The 18,496-nt window shown below is 52.7% G+C and carries 20 protein-coding genes; 10 read left to right on the top strand and 10 right to left on the bottom strand.

Annotated elements, in window-relative coordinates:
- Positions 1 to 61: 61 nt before the first annotated feature.
- Positions 62 to 295, top strand: coding sequence for a type II toxin-antitoxin system Phd/YefM family antitoxin (locus V6944_RS21260; RefSeq protein ID WP_333500410.1), 234 nt, complete (start codon positions 62 to 64; stop codon positions 293 to 295).
- 30 nt (positions 296 to 325) lie between these two features.
- On the top strand, positions 326 to 661 hold the full coding sequence (locus tag V6944_RS21255; protein ID WP_333500409.1) for a type II toxin-antitoxin system RelE/ParE family toxin: 336 nt from the start codon (positions 326 to 328) through the stop codon (positions 659 to 661).
- A 22-nt stretch (positions 662 to 683) separates the two neighbouring features.
- Here V6944_RS21255 and smrA read toward each other — a convergent pair whose 3' ends face one another.
- A complete protein-coding gene (smrA, locus tag V6944_RS21250) occupies positions 684 to 1,247 on the bottom strand; it encodes a DNA endonuclease SmrA (protein WP_333500408.1) in 564 nt (187 codons plus the stop codon).
- A 591-nt stretch (positions 1,248 to 1,838) separates the two neighbouring features.
- Between smrA and ogt the strand changes: the two genes are divergently transcribed.
- The 3 genes from ogt (at position 1,839) to uspE (ending at position 4,472) form a co-directional block, all read left to right on the top strand.
- Complete coding sequence (gene ogt, locus V6944_RS21245) at positions 1,839 to 2,354, top strand: methylated-DNA--[protein]-cysteine S-methyltransferase (RefSeq protein WP_333500407.1); 516 nt, start codon at positions 1,839 to 1,841, stop codon at positions 2,352 to 2,354.
- A 196-nt stretch (positions 2,355 to 2,550) separates the two neighbouring features.
- Positions 2,551 to 3,303: a fumarate/nitrate reduction transcriptional regulator Fnr gene (fnr, locus tag V6944_RS21240; protein ID WP_015964308.1), complete on the top strand. Its 753-nt coding sequence runs from the start codon at positions 2,551 to 2,553 to the stop codon at positions 3,301 to 3,303.
- Between the two features lie 218 nt (positions 3,304 to 3,521).
- Positions 3,522 to 4,472, top strand: a complete 951-nt coding sequence (uspE, locus tag V6944_RS21235) for a universal stress protein UspE (protein ID WP_123650393.1) — start codon at positions 3,522 to 3,524, stop codon at positions 4,470 to 4,472.
- 118 nt (positions 4,473 to 4,590) lie between these two features.
- On the opposite strand, the gene V6944_RS21230 is transcribed toward uspE, so the two are convergent.
- The 3 genes from V6944_RS21230 to pntA all read right to left on the bottom strand — a co-directional run bounded on the left by V6944_RS21230 (position 4,591) and on the right by pntA (position 7,845).
- Positions 4,591 to 4,779 (bottom strand): YdiH family protein, encoded by a 189-nt coding sequence (locus tag V6944_RS21230; protein ID WP_035895467.1) that lies wholly within the window; start codon positions 4,777 to 4,779, stop codon positions 4,591 to 4,593.
- A 136-nt stretch (positions 4,780 to 4,915) separates the two neighbouring features.
- Positions 4,916 to 6,304 (bottom strand): Re/Si-specific NAD(P)(+) transhydrogenase subunit beta, encoded by a 1,389-nt coding sequence (gene pntB / locus V6944_RS21225; RefSeq protein WP_035895466.1) that lies wholly within the window; start codon positions 6,302 to 6,304, stop codon positions 4,916 to 4,918.
- Between the two features lie 11 nt (positions 6,305 to 6,315).
- Positions 6,316 to 7,845, bottom strand: a complete 1,530-nt coding sequence (gene pntA / locus V6944_RS21220; RefSeq protein WP_333500406.1) for a Re/Si-specific NAD(P)(+) transhydrogenase subunit alpha — start codon at positions 7,843 to 7,845, stop codon at positions 6,316 to 6,318.
- Between the two features lie 525 nt (positions 7,846 to 8,370).
- On the opposite strand from pntA, the gene ydgH reads away from it, so the two are divergent.
- The 3 genes from ydgH (at position 8,371) to folM (ending at position 11,727) form a co-directional block, all read left to right on the top strand.
- Positions 8,371 to 9,321 (top strand): DUF1471 family protein YdgH, encoded by a 951-nt coding sequence (ydgH, locus tag V6944_RS21215; protein WP_333500405.1) that lies wholly within the window; start codon positions 8,371 to 8,373, stop codon positions 9,319 to 9,321.
- Positions 9,322 to 9,582: 261 nt separating this feature from the next.
- A complete protein-coding gene (locus tag V6944_RS21210; protein WP_333500404.1) occupies positions 9,583 to 10,965 on the top strand; it encodes an amino acid permease in 1,383 nt (460 codons plus the stop codon).
- Positions 10,966 to 11,004: 39 nt separating this feature from the next.
- On the top strand, positions 11,005 to 11,727 hold the full coding sequence (folM, locus tag V6944_RS21205; protein ID WP_333500403.1) for a dihydromonapterin reductase: 723 nt from the start codon (positions 11,005 to 11,007) through the stop codon (positions 11,725 to 11,727).
- A 3-nt stretch (positions 11,728 to 11,730) separates the two neighbouring features.
- Here the strand turns inward: folM and V6944_RS21200 are convergent, their stop codons facing one another.
- Positions 11,731 to 12,066: a GlpM family protein gene (locus V6944_RS21200; RefSeq protein ID WP_333500402.1), complete on the bottom strand. Its 336-nt coding sequence runs from the start codon at positions 12,064 to 12,066 to the stop codon at positions 11,731 to 11,733.
- Between the two features lie 154 nt (positions 12,067 to 12,220).
- On the opposite strand from V6944_RS21200, the gene rstA reads away from it, so the two are divergent.
- Entirely contained in the window at positions 12,221 to 12,940 is a 720-nt protein-coding gene (rstA, locus tag V6944_RS21195; protein ID WP_333500401.1) for a two-component system response regulator RstA, read from the top strand.
- 143 nt (positions 12,941 to 13,083) lie between these two features.
- Here the strand turns inward: rstA and V6944_RS21190 are convergent, their stop codons facing one another.
- A complete protein-coding gene (locus V6944_RS21190; RefSeq protein WP_333500400.1) occupies positions 13,084 to 13,614 on the bottom strand; it encodes an isochorismatase family protein in 531 nt (176 codons plus the stop codon).
- Between the two features lie 244 nt (positions 13,615 to 13,858).
- Between V6944_RS21190 and V6944_RS21185 the strand changes: the two genes are divergently transcribed.
- Positions 13,859 to 15,202 (top strand): cation:dicarboxylate symporter family transporter, encoded by a 1,344-nt coding sequence (locus V6944_RS21185; protein ID WP_333500399.1) that lies wholly within the window; start codon positions 13,859 to 13,861, stop codon positions 15,200 to 15,202.
- 63 nt (positions 15,203 to 15,265) lie between these two features.
- On the opposite strand, the gene V6944_RS21180 is transcribed toward V6944_RS21185, so the two are convergent.
- The 4 genes from V6944_RS21180 to V6944_RS21165 all read right to left on the bottom strand — a co-directional run bounded on the left by V6944_RS21180 (position 15,266) and on the right by V6944_RS21165 (position 18,317).
- Positions 15,266 to 16,057: a PhzF family phenazine biosynthesis protein gene (locus V6944_RS21180; protein WP_333500398.1), complete on the bottom strand. Its 792-nt coding sequence runs from the start codon at positions 16,055 to 16,057 to the stop codon at positions 15,266 to 15,268.
- Between the two features lie 172 nt (positions 16,058 to 16,229).
- Positions 16,230 to 16,802 carry a TetR/AcrR family transcriptional regulator gene (locus V6944_RS21175; RefSeq protein ID WP_333500397.1) on the bottom strand — a complete coding sequence of 191 codons (573 nt, stop codon included), beginning with the start codon at positions 16,800 to 16,802 and terminating at the stop codon, positions 16,230 to 16,232.
- A gap of 94 nt (positions 16,803 to 16,896) precedes the next feature.
- On the bottom strand, positions 16,897 to 17,760 hold the full coding sequence (locus V6944_RS21170) for an arginase family protein (protein ID WP_333500396.1): 864 nt from the start codon (positions 17,758 to 17,760) through the stop codon (positions 16,897 to 16,899).
- 266 nt (positions 17,761 to 18,026) lie between these two features.
- Entirely contained in the window at positions 18,027 to 18,317 is a 291-nt protein-coding gene (locus V6944_RS21165) for a YadA C-terminal domain-containing protein (RefSeq protein WP_333500395.1), read from the bottom strand.
- Positions 18,318 to 18,496: the final 179 nt, after the last annotated feature.

Genomic DNA, 18,496 nt, shown 5'->3' with positions numbered 1-18,496 from the left:
TAGGCAAATGAAATGCAACAAACACTCGTCAAGCACGGAGAGCCCAATAAGGTGAGCGTCTATGAAAGTCGAAACCATTAGTTTTATCAAAAAAAATGCCGCTTCTCTCGATTTAGCTGAGCCTATTCTGGTCACTCAAAACGGCGTCCCCGCCTACGTCATTGAGGCATTTGACCAGCAGCAAGAGCGTGAAAATGCTATTGCGCTGTTAAAACTCTTAACGCTGTCTGAGAGCGATAAATCTGAAGGGAACGTTTTTTCAAAAGAACAGTTACTCGACGGCCTGGACCGTTAATCAGGAGCAGCCTTTTAATAAGGGCCATACATGGACAGAACCAAAGTTAGCATTGAATACACTGCGACGGTTAAAACCTGCCTTAACCATATCGCGAACTATCTCCGTAAACAGGAAATAGAGGTTAAGCCCATCGTGGCCGCCATTCTTGAGGAATTTGAGGGGAAAGTGAGTCAATTTCCTTCTTCTTGTCAGGTATGCCCAGAACTGTTGAAAATCGGGGTCGGTAAGTATCGCGAGTGCAATACTGCAGGCGGTTACCGCGTTCTGTATTCGGTAGAAGGCTCAGCGGTCACGGTGCATGCCATTCTTTCACAGCGTCAGGACATACAACAGCTTCTGTTTAAGCGCCTTATTCAGGCATAAGCACCGTCCCCACAGGATTTTGCTAGCGACTGCGTTTGGCGTGGCGCTCCCAGTTGTCTTGTTTTGCCGCTTCCGACTTTCGCAGCGCAACATAGCACGCCCCGCTGCCACCATGATGCGGTAGCGCGCTGCAAAACGCCTGTACGTTGTCGAATTCGGTCAACCAGCGGGCCAGGTAGCTGCGAATGATATTAGCGTGAGCGTTATCCGTTTTACCTTTACCGTGAATAATCAGTATGTTGCGAAGATTTTCTTTTTGCGCCTGGTGAATAAAGGCAAACAGGCTCTGCCGACATTTTTCGACCGGCTGATGCAGCAGATTCAGACTGGCCTGCTGGCCATATTTGCCTAGCCTAAGTTTATCCAGCACGCCGATTTGCAGCCCTTCGCGTTTAAACTCCAGCGGCGTAGCAAGCGGGACGATATCCAGAAAGCCGGTGGTGAGAAAATTATCCAGCTGCAGCGTGTCTATCTGCTGTCGGGTGCGGGTGTTTCGGGCTGGCTGCCAGTGAACATCATGGCACTGCTTCAGCGGCTGGACATCCTCCATGGCGTCAAGAAACAGCGATTTGTCGTCAAGATTCATGAGTCGTCCCCCTTCATTACGTCTGGCGCATACTATAGCCGGGTCGCCGGGCGGGCTCAATGCGTTGTCGGTGCGTTGCTGAGATTCTCACCGCCCAAATATCTTCATTCGCAACCTATCATTTATTTGAATAAATTAATTCATACTTAAATGTCGTAAATTGAGAATTAATTTTAAACATGTATTGTTAATACGTGAAATAAATCACCAAGAATTATCTGGAAAATTAACGCGAACCCGTTATAAATAGTAATACCCGCTGTTCGGAGCAAAAGTGGGCAACAGTACGGATACAATTGTGTGGTTGCTGCGGGGTCTGGCGATGTCGACAGGCCCCGATTTTTATTCAACTTCATGCTAAAAAAAAACACTTATTCATTTTTATCAGTAGATTACATACTGCTTTCACTGCTGGCGCTATATTAGCCCATGCTCACACGTTATTTTATATATCTATATATTCTCCTTATCCTGATAAATTATTAACATTCCTCCTAATTTATGGGGTTATACATCCGGGGTATAGAGAATGTTCGCATTCACATGGTATGGTGGAGTATAGGAATAATTCATTTAAATGAGAGCGTACTCATGCTGACTTTGCTCGAAGATAAAATTGCCACCCCGGTTGGGCCGCTTTGGATCCTCTGCGACGAGAATTTTCACCTGCGGGCGATTGAGTGGCAAGAACATAGCGATCGCATGGAGCAGTTACTGGACATTCACTACCGTCAGCAGGGCTATACCAGAGTGGCTTCACGTAACCCAGGCGGGCTCAGCCAGAAACTTATAGACTATTTCGAGGGTGATCTTGCCATTATTGACACGCTACCAACGGCCACCGGCGGCACGGATTTCCAGCGTGAAGTGTGGCAGACCTTACGCACCATCCCCTGCGGGCAGGTCATGCATTACGGTCAGCTTGCCGAACAGCTCGGCCGGCCAGGTGCGGCACGCGCGGTGGGTGCCGCCAATGGTTCTAACCCCGTCAGCATTGTCGTGCCCTGCCATCGGGTGATTGGCCGCAACGGCACCATGACCGGCTACGCGGGTGGTGTACAGCGGAAAGAGTGGCTTCTACGCCATGAACGCTACCTGTTACTTTGATTTTCTGTGCCTTATAGCCGGGATGTTTGCATCCCCTTTCACAATCGCACCGAAAAATTATTGATACATATCAATAATATAAATCACAACAGGAACTATCCCTTTTTAATATTGGGTGAATCCCCACGCCGAGACTTACCTGCTCCATAAAAAGATGTTAAAATTGACTAATATCAATTACGGCTTGAGCAGACCTATGATCCCGGAAAAGAGAATTATACGACGCATTCAGTCTGGCGGTTGCGCTATCCATTGTCAGGATTGCAGCATCAGCCAGCTTTGCATCCCGTTCACTCTTAATGAGCATGAGCTTGATCAGCTGGATAATATTATCGAGCGCAAAAAGCCCATCCAGAAAGGGCAAACCCTCTTCAAGGCCGGTGATGAACTGAAGTCTCTGTATGCTATTCGCTCCGGTACTATCAAGAGCTATACCATCACTGAACAGGGTGACGAGCAGATTACGGGCTTCCATCTGGCCGGTGATTTAGTGGGCTTTGATGCCATCGGGACAGGCCATCACCCTAGCTTTGCTCAGGCGCTGGAAACCTCAATGGTTTGTGAGATCCCGTTCGAGACGCTGGATGATTTGTCCGGTAAGATGCCGAACCTGCGCCAGCAGATGATGCGTCTGATGAGCGGTGAGATCAAAGGCGATCAGGATATGATCCTGCTGCTGTCGAAGAAAAATGCGGAAGAGCGTCTGGCTGCCTTTATCTACAACCTGTCACGTCGTTTTGCGCAGCGCGGTTTCTCTCCTCGTGAGTTCCGCCTGACCATGACCCGTGGCGATATCGGTAACTACCTCGGTCTGACGGTAGAAACCATAAGCCGTCTGCTGGGTCGTTTCCAGAAAAGCGGCATGCTGGCGGTGAAAGGCAAATACATCACCATCGAAAACAGCGATGCGCTGGCGGTGCTGGCGGGTCATACTCGTAACGTTGCCTGATAGGTTCTGCACTTCCCTGCCTAAAAACCCCGAATTTTCGGGGTTTTTTATATGAAACGGCCCCCTTATTTCCCCTGCCATTCACGCTGAACCATAACCTTTCTGCACATCAAATTTATCCTGTTTATTGATCTGGCAAAGGTTATCCCCTGTTTCATTCTCCATATATGAGTTATCTTTTACTGACAAACTGTGGTTACAGCTGTAAGGAGACCTGTATGGCCAAGTATCAAAATATGCTCGTTGCTATCGATCCTAACCAGGACGATCAGCCTGCGCTGCGCCGTGCTGTTTATCTGCATCAACGGATTGGCGGTCGCATTAAAGCCTTTTTGCCTATCTACGACTTCTCTTATGAAATGACCACCCTTTTATCTCCTGACGAGCGCACCGCAATGCGCCAGGGCGTAATTAGCCAGCGAACCGCATGGATCCGCGAGCAGGCGAAATTCTACCTGGAAGCAGGCGTTCCGCTGGAGATTAAAGTGGTGTGGCACAATCGGCCATTTGAGGCGATTATCCAGGAGGTCATCAGCGGCGGTCACGACCTGATGCTGAAAATGGCGCACCAGCACGACAAGCTTGAGTCGGTTATTTTTACCCCTACCGACTGGCACCTGCTGCGTAAATGCCCTTGCCCGGTCTGGATGGTGAAAGACCAGCCCTGGCCGGAAGGCGGTAAAGCGCTGGTGGCCGTCAACCTCGCCAGCGAAGAGGAGTACCACAACGCGCTGAACGAGAAACTGGTAAAAGAGACGATTGAGCTGGCAGACCAGGTTAACCACACCGAAGTTCACCTGATTGGCGCCTATCCAGTTACCCCTATCAATATCGCCATCGAACTACCTGATTTTGATCCAAGCGTTTATAACGATGCCATTCGCGGGCAGCACCTGCTGGCGATGAAATCACTGCGTCAGAAATTCGGCATTGATGAGAAGTTCACTCACGTAGAGAAAGGGTTACCTGAAGAGGTTATCCCGGATCTGGCCGCGCATCTGGATGCCGGTATCGTGGTGCTGGGTACGGTTGGCCGTACCGGTATTTCGGCGGCGTTCCTGGGGAATACTGCGGAACAGGTCATTGACCATCTGCGCTGCGATCTGCTGGCGATTAAGCCGAACGATTACCAGACGCCGGTGGAGATGGATGACGAAGAGGACGATTAACGGTCCTGGTGATTGATGGTAATAAAAAACCGGCTCAGTTCATCAGGCCGGTTTTTTTCTGTCTGGAGCAGAATCCCCGGCATCGCGATGTTTGGCCGGGCTACAGACGACACACCTATCAGTGGAGCCCTAGTCGCCAGGCAAAATCGATTTCTTCTTTAAGTTCAATAGCGGAAAGCGACATCAGGTCGGCAAATTCCAGCTCAAGCTGCTTAACGCGTTTCAGATATTGTGCGGGGGTTAACGGCGTGGTTTCACGGCGGAGATATTCGATGGCCAGTTGTGCAGGCGATAACAAGGTATCCATAATTTCCTCATAGGTGTGGACGACGTTGGGTAGTATAACACCGATGAGCGCGCAATTTTTGACCAAAAGCAATCAAGCAATAAATAAAAAAGCCGCCGGTCAGGCTGACGCGGCGGCTTAGCATTCACATTACCTATCAGAGCGCTTTCAGAATCGCATCCACGCTAGCTTTGGCATCGCCAAACAACATGGAGGTGTTCTCTTTAAAGAACAGCGGGTTCTGTACACCAGCGTAGCCGGTGTTCATGGAGCGTTTGAAGACGATAACGTTCTGCGCCTTCCATACTTCCAGCACCGGCATCCCGGCGATTGGGCTCTTCGGATCGTCCTGTGCGGCCGGGTTAACGGTGTCGTTCGCGCCGATAACCAGTACGGTATCGGTATCGGAGAAGTCGTCGTTAATCTCGTCCATTTCCAGCACGATGTCGTAAGGCACCTTCGCTTCCGCCAGCAGCACGTTCATGTGACCCGGCAGACGTCCGGCAACCGGGTGAATACCGAAACGCACCTTAATGCCGCGCGCACGCAGCTTGTCGGTAATTTCAGCCACCGGGTACTGCGCCTGCGCCACCGCCATGCCGTAGCCTGGGGTGATAATCACCGTATGGGAATTTTTCAGCATTTCAGCCGTCTCTTCCGCGGTGATTTCGCGATGCTCGCCCACTTCTTCGTCGCTACCGGTAGAGGAACCATCGGTACCAAAACCACCAGCAATAACGCTGAAGAACGAACGGTTCATCGCTTTACACATGATGTACGACAGGATGGCACCGGAAGAACCCACCAGCGCACCGGTGACGATCAGCAGGTCGTTGCTGAGCATAAAGCCCGCCGCCGCCGCCGCCCAACCGGAGTAGGAGTTCAGCATGGAGACCACTACCGGCATGTCCGCACCACCGATAGACGCCACCAGATGCCAGCCGAAAGCCAGCGCAATAACGGTCATTACCAGCAGGCACAGCACCTGGGTGCCGACGCTATCGGTACGCACGAAGGCCACCAGCAGCAAGAAGGAGACCACCAGCGCCGCCAGATTCAGCTTATGGCGGTTTGGCAGCATCAGCGGCTTAGAAGACATCTTGCCGCACAGCTTGCCGAACGCCACGATAGAACCGGTAAAGGTTACCGCACCAATGAAGATGCCGAGGAACACTTCGGTCAGGTGAATATTGACCAGAATCTGTTCCATGCCGGTTTCGTGCTGCAGGTAGCTGTTAAAGCCAACCAGCACCGCCGCCAGACCAACGAAGCTGTGCAGAACCGCCACCAGCTCCGGCATTTCGGTCATTTCGACTTTCTTCGCCAGGCGAATACCAATCGCGCCGCCGATGATCATCGCCAGCAGGATCCACGCTACGTTGCTGGTATCCGGCCCGAAGATGGTCGCAATCAGGGCGATAGCCATCCCGGCAATACCGTAGTAGTTGCCCTGCTGGGATGTTTCGTGTTTTGACAGCCCTGCCAGGCTAAAAATAAACAGGATCGCGGCAACAATGTATGCAGCTGTAACTAATCCTCCAGACATTTGTTAACCCCTTATCCTTTGCGGAACATTTTCAGCATGCGCTGAGTGACGGTGAAACCACCAAAAATATTAATGCTGGCGATCAATACCGCGATAAAACTCAGGAAGCTGACCCAGCCACCATGGCCAATCTGCAGGAGCGCGCCCACCACGATAATGCCGGAAATAGCATTCGTGACCGACATCAGCGGCGTGTGCAAGGCATGAGAGACGTTCCACACTACGTAGTAACCCACTACGCAGGACAGCGCGAACACCGTAAAGTGACCGAGGAACTCTTTCGGCGCGACGTTCGCTAACCAGCCGAACAGAATAATCACCAACGCCATCAGCGCGTATTTGCGCCATGGTGAGGCTGGCTTCGGCGCTTCTTTCGGCTCTTCAACCGCTTTCTTCGCCGCCTGAGGCTGGGCAGAAACCTGAATCGGCGGCGCCGGCCAGGTGACTTCGCCTTCGCGGATCACGGTCACACCGCGAATCACGACATCGTCAAAGTCGATGGTGACGTTGCCGTCTTTCTCTTTGCACAGCAGCTTCAGCAGGTTAACGAGGTTAGTGCCATAAAGCTGGGAGGATTGGGTCGGCAGACGACCCGCAAGGTCGGTATAACCAATCACCTTCACGCCGTTTGGCGTGGTGACGATTTGGTTTGCCACAGTGTATTCGCAGTTGCCGCCGTTCTGCGCCGCCAGGTCAACAATCACGCTGCCCGGGGTCATGGAATCCACCATTTCGCGGGTGATCAGCTTCGGCGCCGGTTTACCTGGAATTAGCGCCGTGGTCACAATGATGTCGACTTCTTTCGCCTGCGCAGCAAACAGCGCCATTTCCGCTGCAATAAACGCTTCGGACATCACTTTGGCGTAGCCATCACCGCTGCCAGCTTCTTCTTTAAAGTCCAGTTCAAGGAACTCGGCGCCCATACTCTGCACCTGCTCTTTCACTTCTGGACGCGTATCGAAGGCACGCACAATCGCGCCGAGGCTGTTGGCTGCGCCGATCGCCGCAAGACCGGCGACACCGGCACCAATCACCATCACTTTGGCCGGAGGCACTTTCCCCGCCGCGGTGATTTGACCGGTAAAGAAGCGACCAAACTCGTGCGCCGCTTCAACAATCGCACGGTAACCGGCGATGTTGGCCATTGAACTTAAGGCATCGAGCGACTGTGCGCGTGAAATGCGCGGCACGGAGTCCATCGCCATCACGTTAACGCCGCGTGCGGCAAGTTTCTCCATCAGTTCAGCATTTTGTGCCGGCCAGATAAAGCTGATCAGCGTAGCGCCAGGATTCAGCAATGCAATCTCTTCGTCCAGCGGCGCGTTAACTTTGAGGATAACGTCAGAGTGCCAGACCGCATCGCCAGAGACAATTTCGGCCCCGGCCTGAACAAACGCGTCATCATCAAAACTTGCCAGTTTTCCTGCACCACTTTCAATTGCCACGCTGAAACCGAGCTTAAGCAGCTGCTCCACCGTCTTCGGCGTTGCTGCGACTCGCGTTTCCTGGGCCCACCTCTCTTTTGGTACACCAATACGCATAACTATTCCCTTACATCGGTTCTAATTTGATGGTTTGCCATTTTGTCAGTATGTTGCAAATGCCCCGTCAGTGAACAAACAGGCGAGCAACCTGAATAAATAAAACAGTAACAAACTGTCTATAACCTACTGAAAATCCCGATTGTGATCTAGCTCCGAAAAACACTATTTTTGCATTAAATGCCAAATACCGAGTGGTGACGATTACAAACAGCGATATTTACCCCAGATTTGATTAGAGAGCCTCATAAATCGCTTCATCAGCGAGTGAAAACATGATTATTTGCGGGCATGATATGCCAATTAACATTCCATTAACTTAAAAAAGTCATAAGGTTGACCGGTTTTTCCGGTCAAGGGCCCGTTTTTTCAACATATCAGGAAAAGTTATCCAAAACCGTCATCAGCTTCGCATCTGAAGTTAAAAATGACGCAGACAGTCGTGTCGTTTCAATGCCATAATCAGGCGTTTTCCGTTTACAACATTTCCCGAATTTGGTTTGCGCAAGGCGAAGGATTATTTTTATGAAGCTTAAGAACACCCTCCTCGTGTCCGCCATGCTGACTGCCGCGGCCATGTCCGCACAAGCAGCAACCGAGCTGACCCCGGAGCAAGCGTCCGCACTGAAGCCCTATGACCGTGTCGTCATTACCGGCCGTTTTAACGCCATTGGCGATGCCGTTCAGGCGGTATCCCGTAAAGCGGACAAAGACGGCGCAGCCTCCTTTTACGTTGTCGACACCTCGGATTTCGGCAACAGCGGGAACTGGCGCGTAACGGCTGATTTCTACAAAGCCGATGCAGCAAAATCAGAAACCCCAAAAAACCGTGTGATCAACGGTGTTGTTGAGCTGCCAAAAGATCAGGCCGTTGAGCTGGTGCCATATGACACCGTCACCGTGCAAGGCTTCTACCGCAGCCAGCCAGAAGTGAACGACGCCATCACCAAAGCGGCGAAGGCTAAAGGTGCGGCATCATTCTTTATCGTTCGTCAGGTTGATGCCAACGACGGCGGCAACCAGCGCGTCACCGCGTACATCTATAAAGCCGATGCGGAAAAACGTGTTCTGCAGAGCCCGGATGCGATTCCAGCCGATTCCGACGCTGGCCGTAAAGCGCTGGCCGAAGGTGGCGAAGCCGCCAAACAGGTTGAAATCCCTGGCGTTGCTACTACCGCAGCCGTGGGCGCAGGCACCGGCGTAGGTCGCTTCTTTGAAACGCAGTCCTCTAAAGGCGGACGTTACAGTGTCACGCTGCCGGACGGCACCAAAGTGGAAGAGCTGAACAAAGTTGCGGCGGCCCAGATGGTTCCGTTCGACAGCGTCAAGTTCACCGGTAACTACGGCAACATGACCGAGGTTTCCTACCAGGTCGCGAAGCGCGCCGCGAAGAAAGGCGCGAAGTACTATCACATTACCCGTCAGTGGCAAGAGCGTGGCGGTAACGTCACCATCAGCGCCGACCTGTACAAGTAATCCTCAAAAGCCGGTGATACTCTCGCCGGCTTTTTTTCATCACGATTCTGTCCTCTCGTATCTGCGTATTTTTAAATCAGCCAACCCGTCTCACCATCCGTTTTTTATCTTTCCGCGTTCGATAGTGTGATTTTTTCAGACATACATTGTTGCATGTATGCATCGCTCTCCGTAAAATCGCCGCCTCAGCGCAATCCTCCATTTTTATGCGATTTCGCCAAATAAATATTCTTGTTCTTCTCCTTCCACGACAGGATTCTCATGGAAAAGAAATTAGGGCTTAGTGCTCTGACGGCGCTGGTGCTGAGCTCGATGCTCGGAGCAGGCGTTTTTAGTCTGCCGCAAAACATGGCTGAAGTCGCCAGCCCTGCCGCGCTGCTGATCGGCTGGGCCATCACCGGCGTTGGCATCCTGTTTCTCGCCGTGGCGATGCTGGTACTGACCCGCATTCGTCCTGACCTCGACGGCGGCATTTTTACCTATGCGCGCGAAGGTTTCGGCGAACTGGTTGGCTTCTGCTCCGCCTGGGGCTACTGGCTGTGCGCGGTCATCGCCAACGTCTCCTATCTGGTTATCGTCTTCTCGGCGCTGAGTTTCTTTACCGATACGCCGGAGATGCGTCTGTTTGGCGACGGCAACACCTGGCACTCCGTCGTCGGCGCGTCGATACTGCTGTGGATCGTCCATTTTCTGGTCCTGCGCGGCGTGCAGACTGCCGCCAGCATCAACCTGGTGGCAACGCTGGCGAAGCTAGTGCCGCTCGGACTGTTTATCGTGCTGGCCGCCCTTGCCTTCAACAGCGACCTGTTTACTCTTGATTTCCACGGCATCGATTTAGGCGTACCGGTCTGGGAACAGGTGAAAAATACCATGCTGATTACCCTGTGGGTGTTTATCGGCGTGGAAGGCGCCGTGGTGGTTTCTGCTCGTGCGCGCAATAAAAAAGACGTCGGGCGCGCGACATTGCTGGCGGTCATCTCAGCGCTGGGCGTTTATCTGCTGGTGACGCTGCTGTCGATGGGCGTCGTTGCACGCCCTGAGCTTGCTGAAATGCGTAACCCGTCGATGGCGGGCCTGATGGTGCGCATGATGGGCTCGTGGGGCGAAGTGGTGATTGCTGCCGGACTGATTGTTTCCGTCTGCGGCGCTTACCTGAGCTGGACGATTATGGCGGCGGAAGTACCGCTGCTGGCCGCGACGCACAAAGCGTTTCCGCGTATTTTTGCGCGCCAGAACGCCAATAATGCGCCGTCCGCTTCGCTTTGGCTGACCAACCTCAGCGTGCAGGCAAGCCTGGTACTGATCTGGCTGACCGGGTCAGACTACAATACGCTGCTGACCATCGCGTCCGAGATGATCCTCGTGCCTTATTTCCTGGTCGGCGCGTTCCTGCTTAAAATTGCGAATCGTCCGTTACACAAGCTTATTGGTGTCGGCGCCTGTGTATATGGCTTATGGTTATTGTATGCTTCTGGCCCCATGCACCTGCTGCTATCGGTCGTACTCTATGCGCCGGGGCTACTGGTCTTTATTTATGCGCGCCGCACCCATGTCGATAACGTCATGCTGAAGCGTCGCGAGTTGGCGTTAATTGGTTTGCTTCTGGTTGCCGCCGTACCGGCAACGTGGATGCTGGTGGGGTGACGCGCGTGGCCCCATCGTCTGAAATATAAGGAGAGTACGATGGGAAACATGCTGTCACGTCCGATTCTGATAACCGGTGGAGGCCGCCGCATTGGCCTCGCCCTTGCCCACCATTTCCTCACTCAGCAGCAGCCGGTTATCCTAAGCTACCGCACCCACTACCCGGCTATCGACGTGATGCAGCGGGCGGGCGCTGTCTGCATCCAGGCGGATTTCTCCACCGACGAGGGAATTTATACCTTCGCGGATGCGGTGAGAACCCACTGCGCCAGCCTGCGCGCGGTTATCCATAATGCCAGCGGCTGGCTGGCGGAGAGCCCTGGCGCATCCCTCAGTCATGTGCTGAACGCCATGATGCAAATTCACGTCCACGCCCCCTATCTGCTTAACCACGCGCTGGAAGATATGCTGCGCGGGCACGGGCACGCCGAAGGCGATATTATTCACTTTACCGATTATGTGGTGGAGCGCGGCAGCGATAAGCACATCGCCTATGCCGCCAGTAAAGCGGCGCTGGATAACATGACCCGTTCGTTCGCCCGCAAGCTGGCACCGGAAGTTAAGGTGAACGCGATTGCGCCTGCGCTGGTATTGTTTAACGAAGATGATGACGCAGAGTATCGCCAGAAAGCGCTCAATAAATCGCTGATGAAGATTGCTGCCGGGGAGAAAGAGATTATCGATCTCGTCGAGTATATCCTCGGCAGCTGCTACGTGACCGGGCGTACCTTTGCCGTCGACGGCGGCCGCCCGCTGGTCTAGCGCTTAGTGGAAACGCCCCCACAAAAAAATCAGCAGCCAGGCGCTGACGCCCCAGCAGGCCACCGCGCCTGCTAGCGCCAGCGGCAGGCGCATCATGCCGGTGAGGTACCACAACGACAACAGGTAGAGAAAATACGGGATAATCGACCACATGCCGAACACGATGGTCGTTCGCAGTGCTTCGATGCCTCTCTCACTGGCGACAATATAGTGAGCGATCAGCGCAAAAGTGGGAAACAGTGGGATCAGCCCCGCAATCGCGTAGTTTTTGGTTTTCGCTAAAATCCCGATCAGAACAACCACCAGCGCCCCAAGCAGCGCCTTAATTAACAATCCCATTGCATTATTTACCGATAAACAACATGTTGCCTGAGCATAACGGATGTCCGCTCATTTATAAAAGGGTAATGCGGCGCGGAAATTGAGAAAGCAGTGGTGGCAGGCGGTGGGCGCTCAGTGTATCGTAGCGTTTTTTCCGTCAGTGCGTAGAGTAATGAATAAGATCGTTTATGTTGAGGATGATCCGGATGTTGGGGCGCTGATCGCCGCTTATCTCGGAAAGCATGATATGGATGTGGTGGTCGAGCCGCGTGGCGACAACGCCGAAGCGACGATCGCCCGGGAAAATCCGGACCTGGTGCTGCTGGACATTATGCTGCCGGGCAAAGATGGCATGACGCTGTGCCGCGACCTGCGCGGCCAATGGACCGGGCCAATTGTACTGCTGACCTCGCTCGATAGCGATATGAACCATATTCTGTCCCTGGAAATGGGCGCCAACGACTATATTCTCAAGACCACCCCACCCGCTGTACTGCTCGCACGTCTGCGCCTGCATTTACGTCAGCGCCCCGCCGCCAGTAACAGCATCTCGCCAGCCCAGCCGATGCTGACGCCGCACAAAGCGATTCGCTTTGGTACCCTTTCCATCGACCCGGTGAACCGTCAGGTGCTGCTGAGCGGCGAGAGCATCGCGCTGTCGACGGCGGATTTTGATCTGCTTTGGGAGCTGGCGACGCACGCCGGGCAAATTATGGATCGTGATGCGCTGCTGAAAAACCTGCGCGGCGTGACCTACGACGGCATGGACCGCAGCGTGGACGTGGCGATTTCACGCCTGCGTAAGAAACTGCTCGATAGCGCCACCGAGCCTTACCGTATTAAAACCGTGCGTAATAAGGGCTATCTGTTCGCGCCGCACGCCTGGGAATAACACTCATCCCAACAGCATAATATGCTGACCTTAAAACTATAATCCCTGAGAGGCGGCACACCACCCCTCTCAAAAACAGCGTGTTTATGCTGCCAGTTGCGCACTAAACACGCTGCTGGCAATATTATCTATAAATCCGTTCGCTATTGCGTCAGTTCGGCCGTCGTCACGCTTCGCGCAAAGCCCGCTTCAAGCAGCCCCAACGTCACGTTGAAGATAGCTTCAGCGCTCAACCCCTCGCCCAGCGGAAAACTCAGTACCGCATCGCGAACGATCGTCATGTTCAACCCCAGATCGGCCCCGGATCGAATCGTTGAGTTAACGCAGAAACCGGCCACTGCGCCAATCACCGTTAATTCGTTAATGTTCTCGCGCTGTAGCCACTGGTAGAGATCGGTCGAACTGAACGCCGACGAGGTTCGCTTGATAAAGACCTTTTCTTCGCCCTGCTCCTCAAACCCTTCAACCGGCGGGAAATATGGGGAATCTTTTTGCAGGTCTGACCCCAGTTCTGTCGTTTCATGACGTACATGAAGCACGGTTTTCCCGGCCCTCCTGAAAGAAGCCAGAATCGTTTTCATATTCTCGATGCTCGCGGTGGGAAAATACTCTACGCCACGCGCGATTCTATCGCTGACAAACCGCTGCATATCAATAACCAGTAAAGCCTGCATAACGCCCCCGACAGTTCAGAAAAAAGACAAATTACGAGAATCATGGTGCGAAAACAAGCCGCTAAATATTGTTCAGCCTTCCCCGTCGGCCAAACGCATAAAGTCACACTTTTTGCATGCCATTTCAGAATCTTTCTCTCTATAATGCGCGACGGCACTATTATCCATCCGGGATAATAGGTTAATTAATTGAAAACAACTCTTTCCGGCATTTCAGGTGCTGAATGGGGCAAGAGGCTTAAAGATGTTCATTACACTCGCGTATATTGCGCTTTTTTTGATCTGCTCATGGGGCATTTTCGAAATAGATAAACGCAGTTCATCGCTTTCCCGCTCTGTCTTCGCGGCTATTTTTATCGGCGCGCTCATCGGGCTTTCTCTCCACTTTATCGCCAGCGACAGCAGAACCACCGTGATTGATTGGTACAGCGTGATTGGTAACGGCTACGTTAATTTATTAAAGCTGGTCGCCATTCCGCTGATCTTTATTTCCATTCTCTCAGCGATTAATAAGCTCGAAAATAATGCCGGGATCGGCAAAATGTCGCTGACCATCGTCGCCTGTATGCTGATTCTGGTGATGATCGCCGGATTTGTGGGTCTGACGATGGCGCATACCCTGGGGCTGAGCGCCAGCACCTTTGGGCAGATGCAGTCCACGCTGACCGCTGACGATGTGTCCAAAACCGCCGCCGTTTCACTGCCGCAACTCATCACCTCCTTGATTCCCACCAATCTGTTCCTCGACCTGACCGGTGCCAGAAGCGTTTCGGTGATCGGGATTGTAATATTTACGCTGCTGGCGGGTATCGCGCTGCTGAAAGTGAAAAAAGAGGCCCCGGAAGAAGGCGCGAAATTAAGCGCCGGCATTAACGCCATTCAAATTTGGATCATGAAGATGGTACGCATCGTTATTGCTCTCACCCCTTACGGGGTGCTGGCATTAATGGCGAAAGTCTTTTCCACCTATCAGCTCGCACAATTTACCAGCCTGCTCGGCTTTATTGTCGCCTGCTACCTGGCGGTGGCGATGATGTTTGTCGTGCACGCCATTTTGCTGGTGCTGAGCGGACATAACCCACTGCGCTATTATAAAACCGTCTGGCCGGTGTTGACCTTTGCCTTTGTTTCCCGCAGCAGCGCTGCGGCCATTCCGCTGGCAATTACCGCGCAGGAGAAATTTGGCGTACCAAGCACCATTGCTAATATTGCCGCCTCATTTGGCTCCAGCATGGGACAAAACGGCTGCGCCGGGATTTATCCGGCCATTATGGTGGCGATGATTGCGCCAACGATGGGTATCGACCCGTTCTCCGTACATTTCCTGGTGACGCTGTTGCCTGCCATCGCGCTGGGCTCCATCGGCGTGGCGGGTGTAGGCGGCGGCGGTACCTTTGCCGCGCTGATTGTGCTCTCCACCTTGAATTTTCCGGTGGCACTGGTCGGGATCTTTATTGCGATTGAGCCCATTGTGGATATGGCGCGTACCGCGCTGAACGTGAATGGCTCGATGATGTCCGGCGTGATTGCCAGCCGGATATTGACTAAGGACGAGACGACGCAAGAAACAGAAGCGTCGCTTAACTGATAGCACGCGCCTCGGTACCCTGAACGCCGAGGCGCGTTAACTGGCGGTGTCACTTAGAAAATATTAACGCAGCACAATTTTGCCTATCAGATAGGTCGTCGCTTGCCCGCCAATATGAACGCGGTCACCCAAGTGACGACAGCGCAGTTCCCCACCGCGATCCACGCCCTGATGCGCCATCATCTCCATTTTGTTCAGCTTTTCAGCCCAGTAAGGGATGAGCATGCTGTGCGCCGAGCCGGTTACCGGATCCTCAGCCACGGCTTCACCAGGACAGAAGAAGCGGCTGACAAAATCGTACTCGCCCGTCCCTGGTGCGGTGACGCAGACCATTTTTCCCAGCGGTACCATGGCGTTAATATTCGGCCGCAGCGCCTCGACCTGCTGTTGATTTTCCAACACCACCAGGTAATCACGCGCTACGCGCACGTCTTTGTATTCAGTGATACCCAACGCTTCCAGCAGCAAAGCGGGCGGCGCGGCCGGTTCGGTCTTCCAGGCCGGGAAATCAAGCGTTAACCACTCCCCATTGCGAGTCACCGTAAGTGGCCCGACAAAACGGGTATCAAAGTGAATCGTCGCATCGGGGAAATTCAGGTATTCAAAGATGACGTGTGCGGCCGCCAGCGTCGCGTGCCCGCAGAGGTTAATTTCCCCCTGGGTGGTGAACCAGCGGAGTTCAAAGCCATTATCCGTAGTGACAAAGAATGCCGTTTCCGATTGGTTATGCTGCTTCGCCATCTTCAGTAATGTCGCATCCGGCAGCCATTCGGTGAGCGGGCATACGGCAGCGGCATTGCCACCAAACGTGGTGGTGGTGAACGCATCTACCATATAGAAATCGATTTGTTGCATAGCCTAACCTCTCTTCAAGCGCAGGTGAATCCGCTCTTATCCCGTTGCGGAATGACACAATTTAGATTTTTTTTATGCACTTACACCATAACAGGTCTTATCCCCGACGCTCCAGATTTTCTTGCGTCGGGGACATTATGGCAGTGGAGAGTGAAGGAATAGAGAGAACGTATTATTTCAGTAGCTTTATCATCATCTGGCTAAACATCGGCACATCTTTGTTCAGCGAAAACGCTGGGTTAATTGCCTTGCGAGCAATCAACCCATCAATAAACGCAAACAGAATAATGGTCATTTCTTCCGGATGAATATCCTGGCGAAATTCCCCCGCCGTTATCCCTTGTTCAATGATTCCGGCAATACTTTTTCGCATAATGCAGTCGCTGGAAATAAAGGTTTCCTGTAGCTCAGGATTACGCGAGGATTCCGCCATAATTTCAACCCACAGGCGGTGCGTAACGGGATAGCCGACATCGCTGATGCAAGAGATGACCTGATGGCAAAGGCGTTCAAAATAACTGTCGCCGGAAAGTTGTTCATGCGAATTCAACGCTGAGTTCTGCTCTTCCAGTACAATCGCCCGAATAAGTTCATCCTTACCCTTAAAATAGGTGTACATCGCCCCCTGGCTAATGCCGGCTCGCGTCGCAATCTCACGCACGCTCGTCGCGCTGAAGCCTTTTTCCGCGAAACAGGCTGCGGCTGCGGTAATCAGCTTATGGTAAGTTTCAGTATCCTTTGACATATTCGCCCTTTGCTTTGCCCCAATAGCCAAACTTTACCGTCCTTTCACGCCGGTAGCCAGAAGCGATATGCCCTCTGACTACCGGACCTTACTTTTATTTCAGCAGCGGTAGTTCGCTCAGCATATTCTTCAGGTTCAGCATATCCCACGGCAAATGTTCCGCGAGGGTGACGCCGACGGCCTCAGTTTGTGAGGTGGCCTGATGAACTAACTTCAACACCTCCGCCATCGTCAGCTTGCCTTCCGCTACGTCGCCAAAATCATGTTCTCCTCTACCCGGCTGCGCGAACAGCACCGAACGGAATAGCGAAGGATCCAGAACGTCGAGATCGATATGAATGGCCAGATAAGCGATATTTTCTCGGGCAATCCACGCCAGTACCTCATGCGCGCCGTTTTTAATTTCTTCCGGACTCGAGGTTGCGATGCGATGCGTGTCGAGGTATTCCCGTTCATAGGCCAGCGGATGGTGGATTCCAGCGATCATCACTTTTTCCGGCGAAAGTGGAGCGGTAACGCTCGCCACCAGATCGTTATCCCCCGTTCCCATTAACGCACCCAGCACGTGGGCATGTGCGTTTGGATACTGCGCAGCAGTTTGGACGTCAGGGTGAGAATCAATCCACAGTACACCTAGCTTATCGCCGTATTTATTCAGCAAATGGGCGAACGGTGCCAGCGAAACCAGACAATCACCGCCTAAAACAACTATCGCATCGGGGTTGTGCTTCTCAATAAGCGCGGTCGCATCACGCAGCTGTTGAATAATCTGCGGTTTGCCGGTGATACCATCTACCTGAGTGAGGGTTTCGGCGTCAGGTAATGCGACAGGAACCTCTTCTACCGGCCCTTTCGCGGTGGGCGCGAGAAAGGAGAGTAGCTGTGACCCAAGGTAATAAGGCGGGTTATTGCCTCCCTGCCATTGAGGGAAATCGAGTCGAAGCGTTTTTTTGCTCATAATGTCTCAACCATAAACACAAAATGAATGAACGTTCATTCATTATCTGCTTAGGATGTAAATTAAGCAAGCAGGATGCTAAACAAGATGAGCGGGCCATCAAATGCCCAGCAATCTCTTCTGCGCTAAGGTTACTGCGTAACCTTACGAGCCTCAGCGTCCTGAACACTGAGGCCCTGACAATCACGATGAGTACATCCCGTTTAATTCAATTCCCGACGATTAATCAACATACCAGTACAGCACATCGCCACGATCGGACATCATCAGAAACCAACGCCAACCCCCACGCCAATCCCATAGTTGTCCGCCGTATCCGCCGACATATTTACCTTACCAACGACATGATCGTTAAAGTTAACTGATGCCCCGACGGCTAGTGCAGACTCTCCGTTATATTCTCCGGCTCCGGCACCAAACATAACGTGCTGGTTAGTTTGCACCTGTGGAATGGCAGCCATAGCCATAGCACCAGAAATGCCCGCGTTTGCCTGCTTCTCGTTGTGCTCCACTTCGTTCTTCAGTGCATTGAACTGCGTGTTATTCTCTCTATTCATATTCTGTATTTCTGAATGCAAAGAATGTAAGTCATCATTCTGACGGCTCAGCTGCGTTGTATTGTTATTAACTCGCTGATTCGTGCTGGAGATTGAATTTGTATTATTCGTCACCCCCTGGGTATTTGAATCGCCACGGATAATCTAGACACTTCCGAGCCGTTGATAATACTGGTTTT

Source organism: Kluyvera sp. CHPC 1.2972, assembly GCF_036759925.1.
GTDB lineage: Bacteria > Pseudomonadota > Gammaproteobacteria > Enterobacterales > Enterobacteriaceae > Kluyvera.
This window is presented reverse-complemented; position numbering and strand designations above follow the sequence as displayed.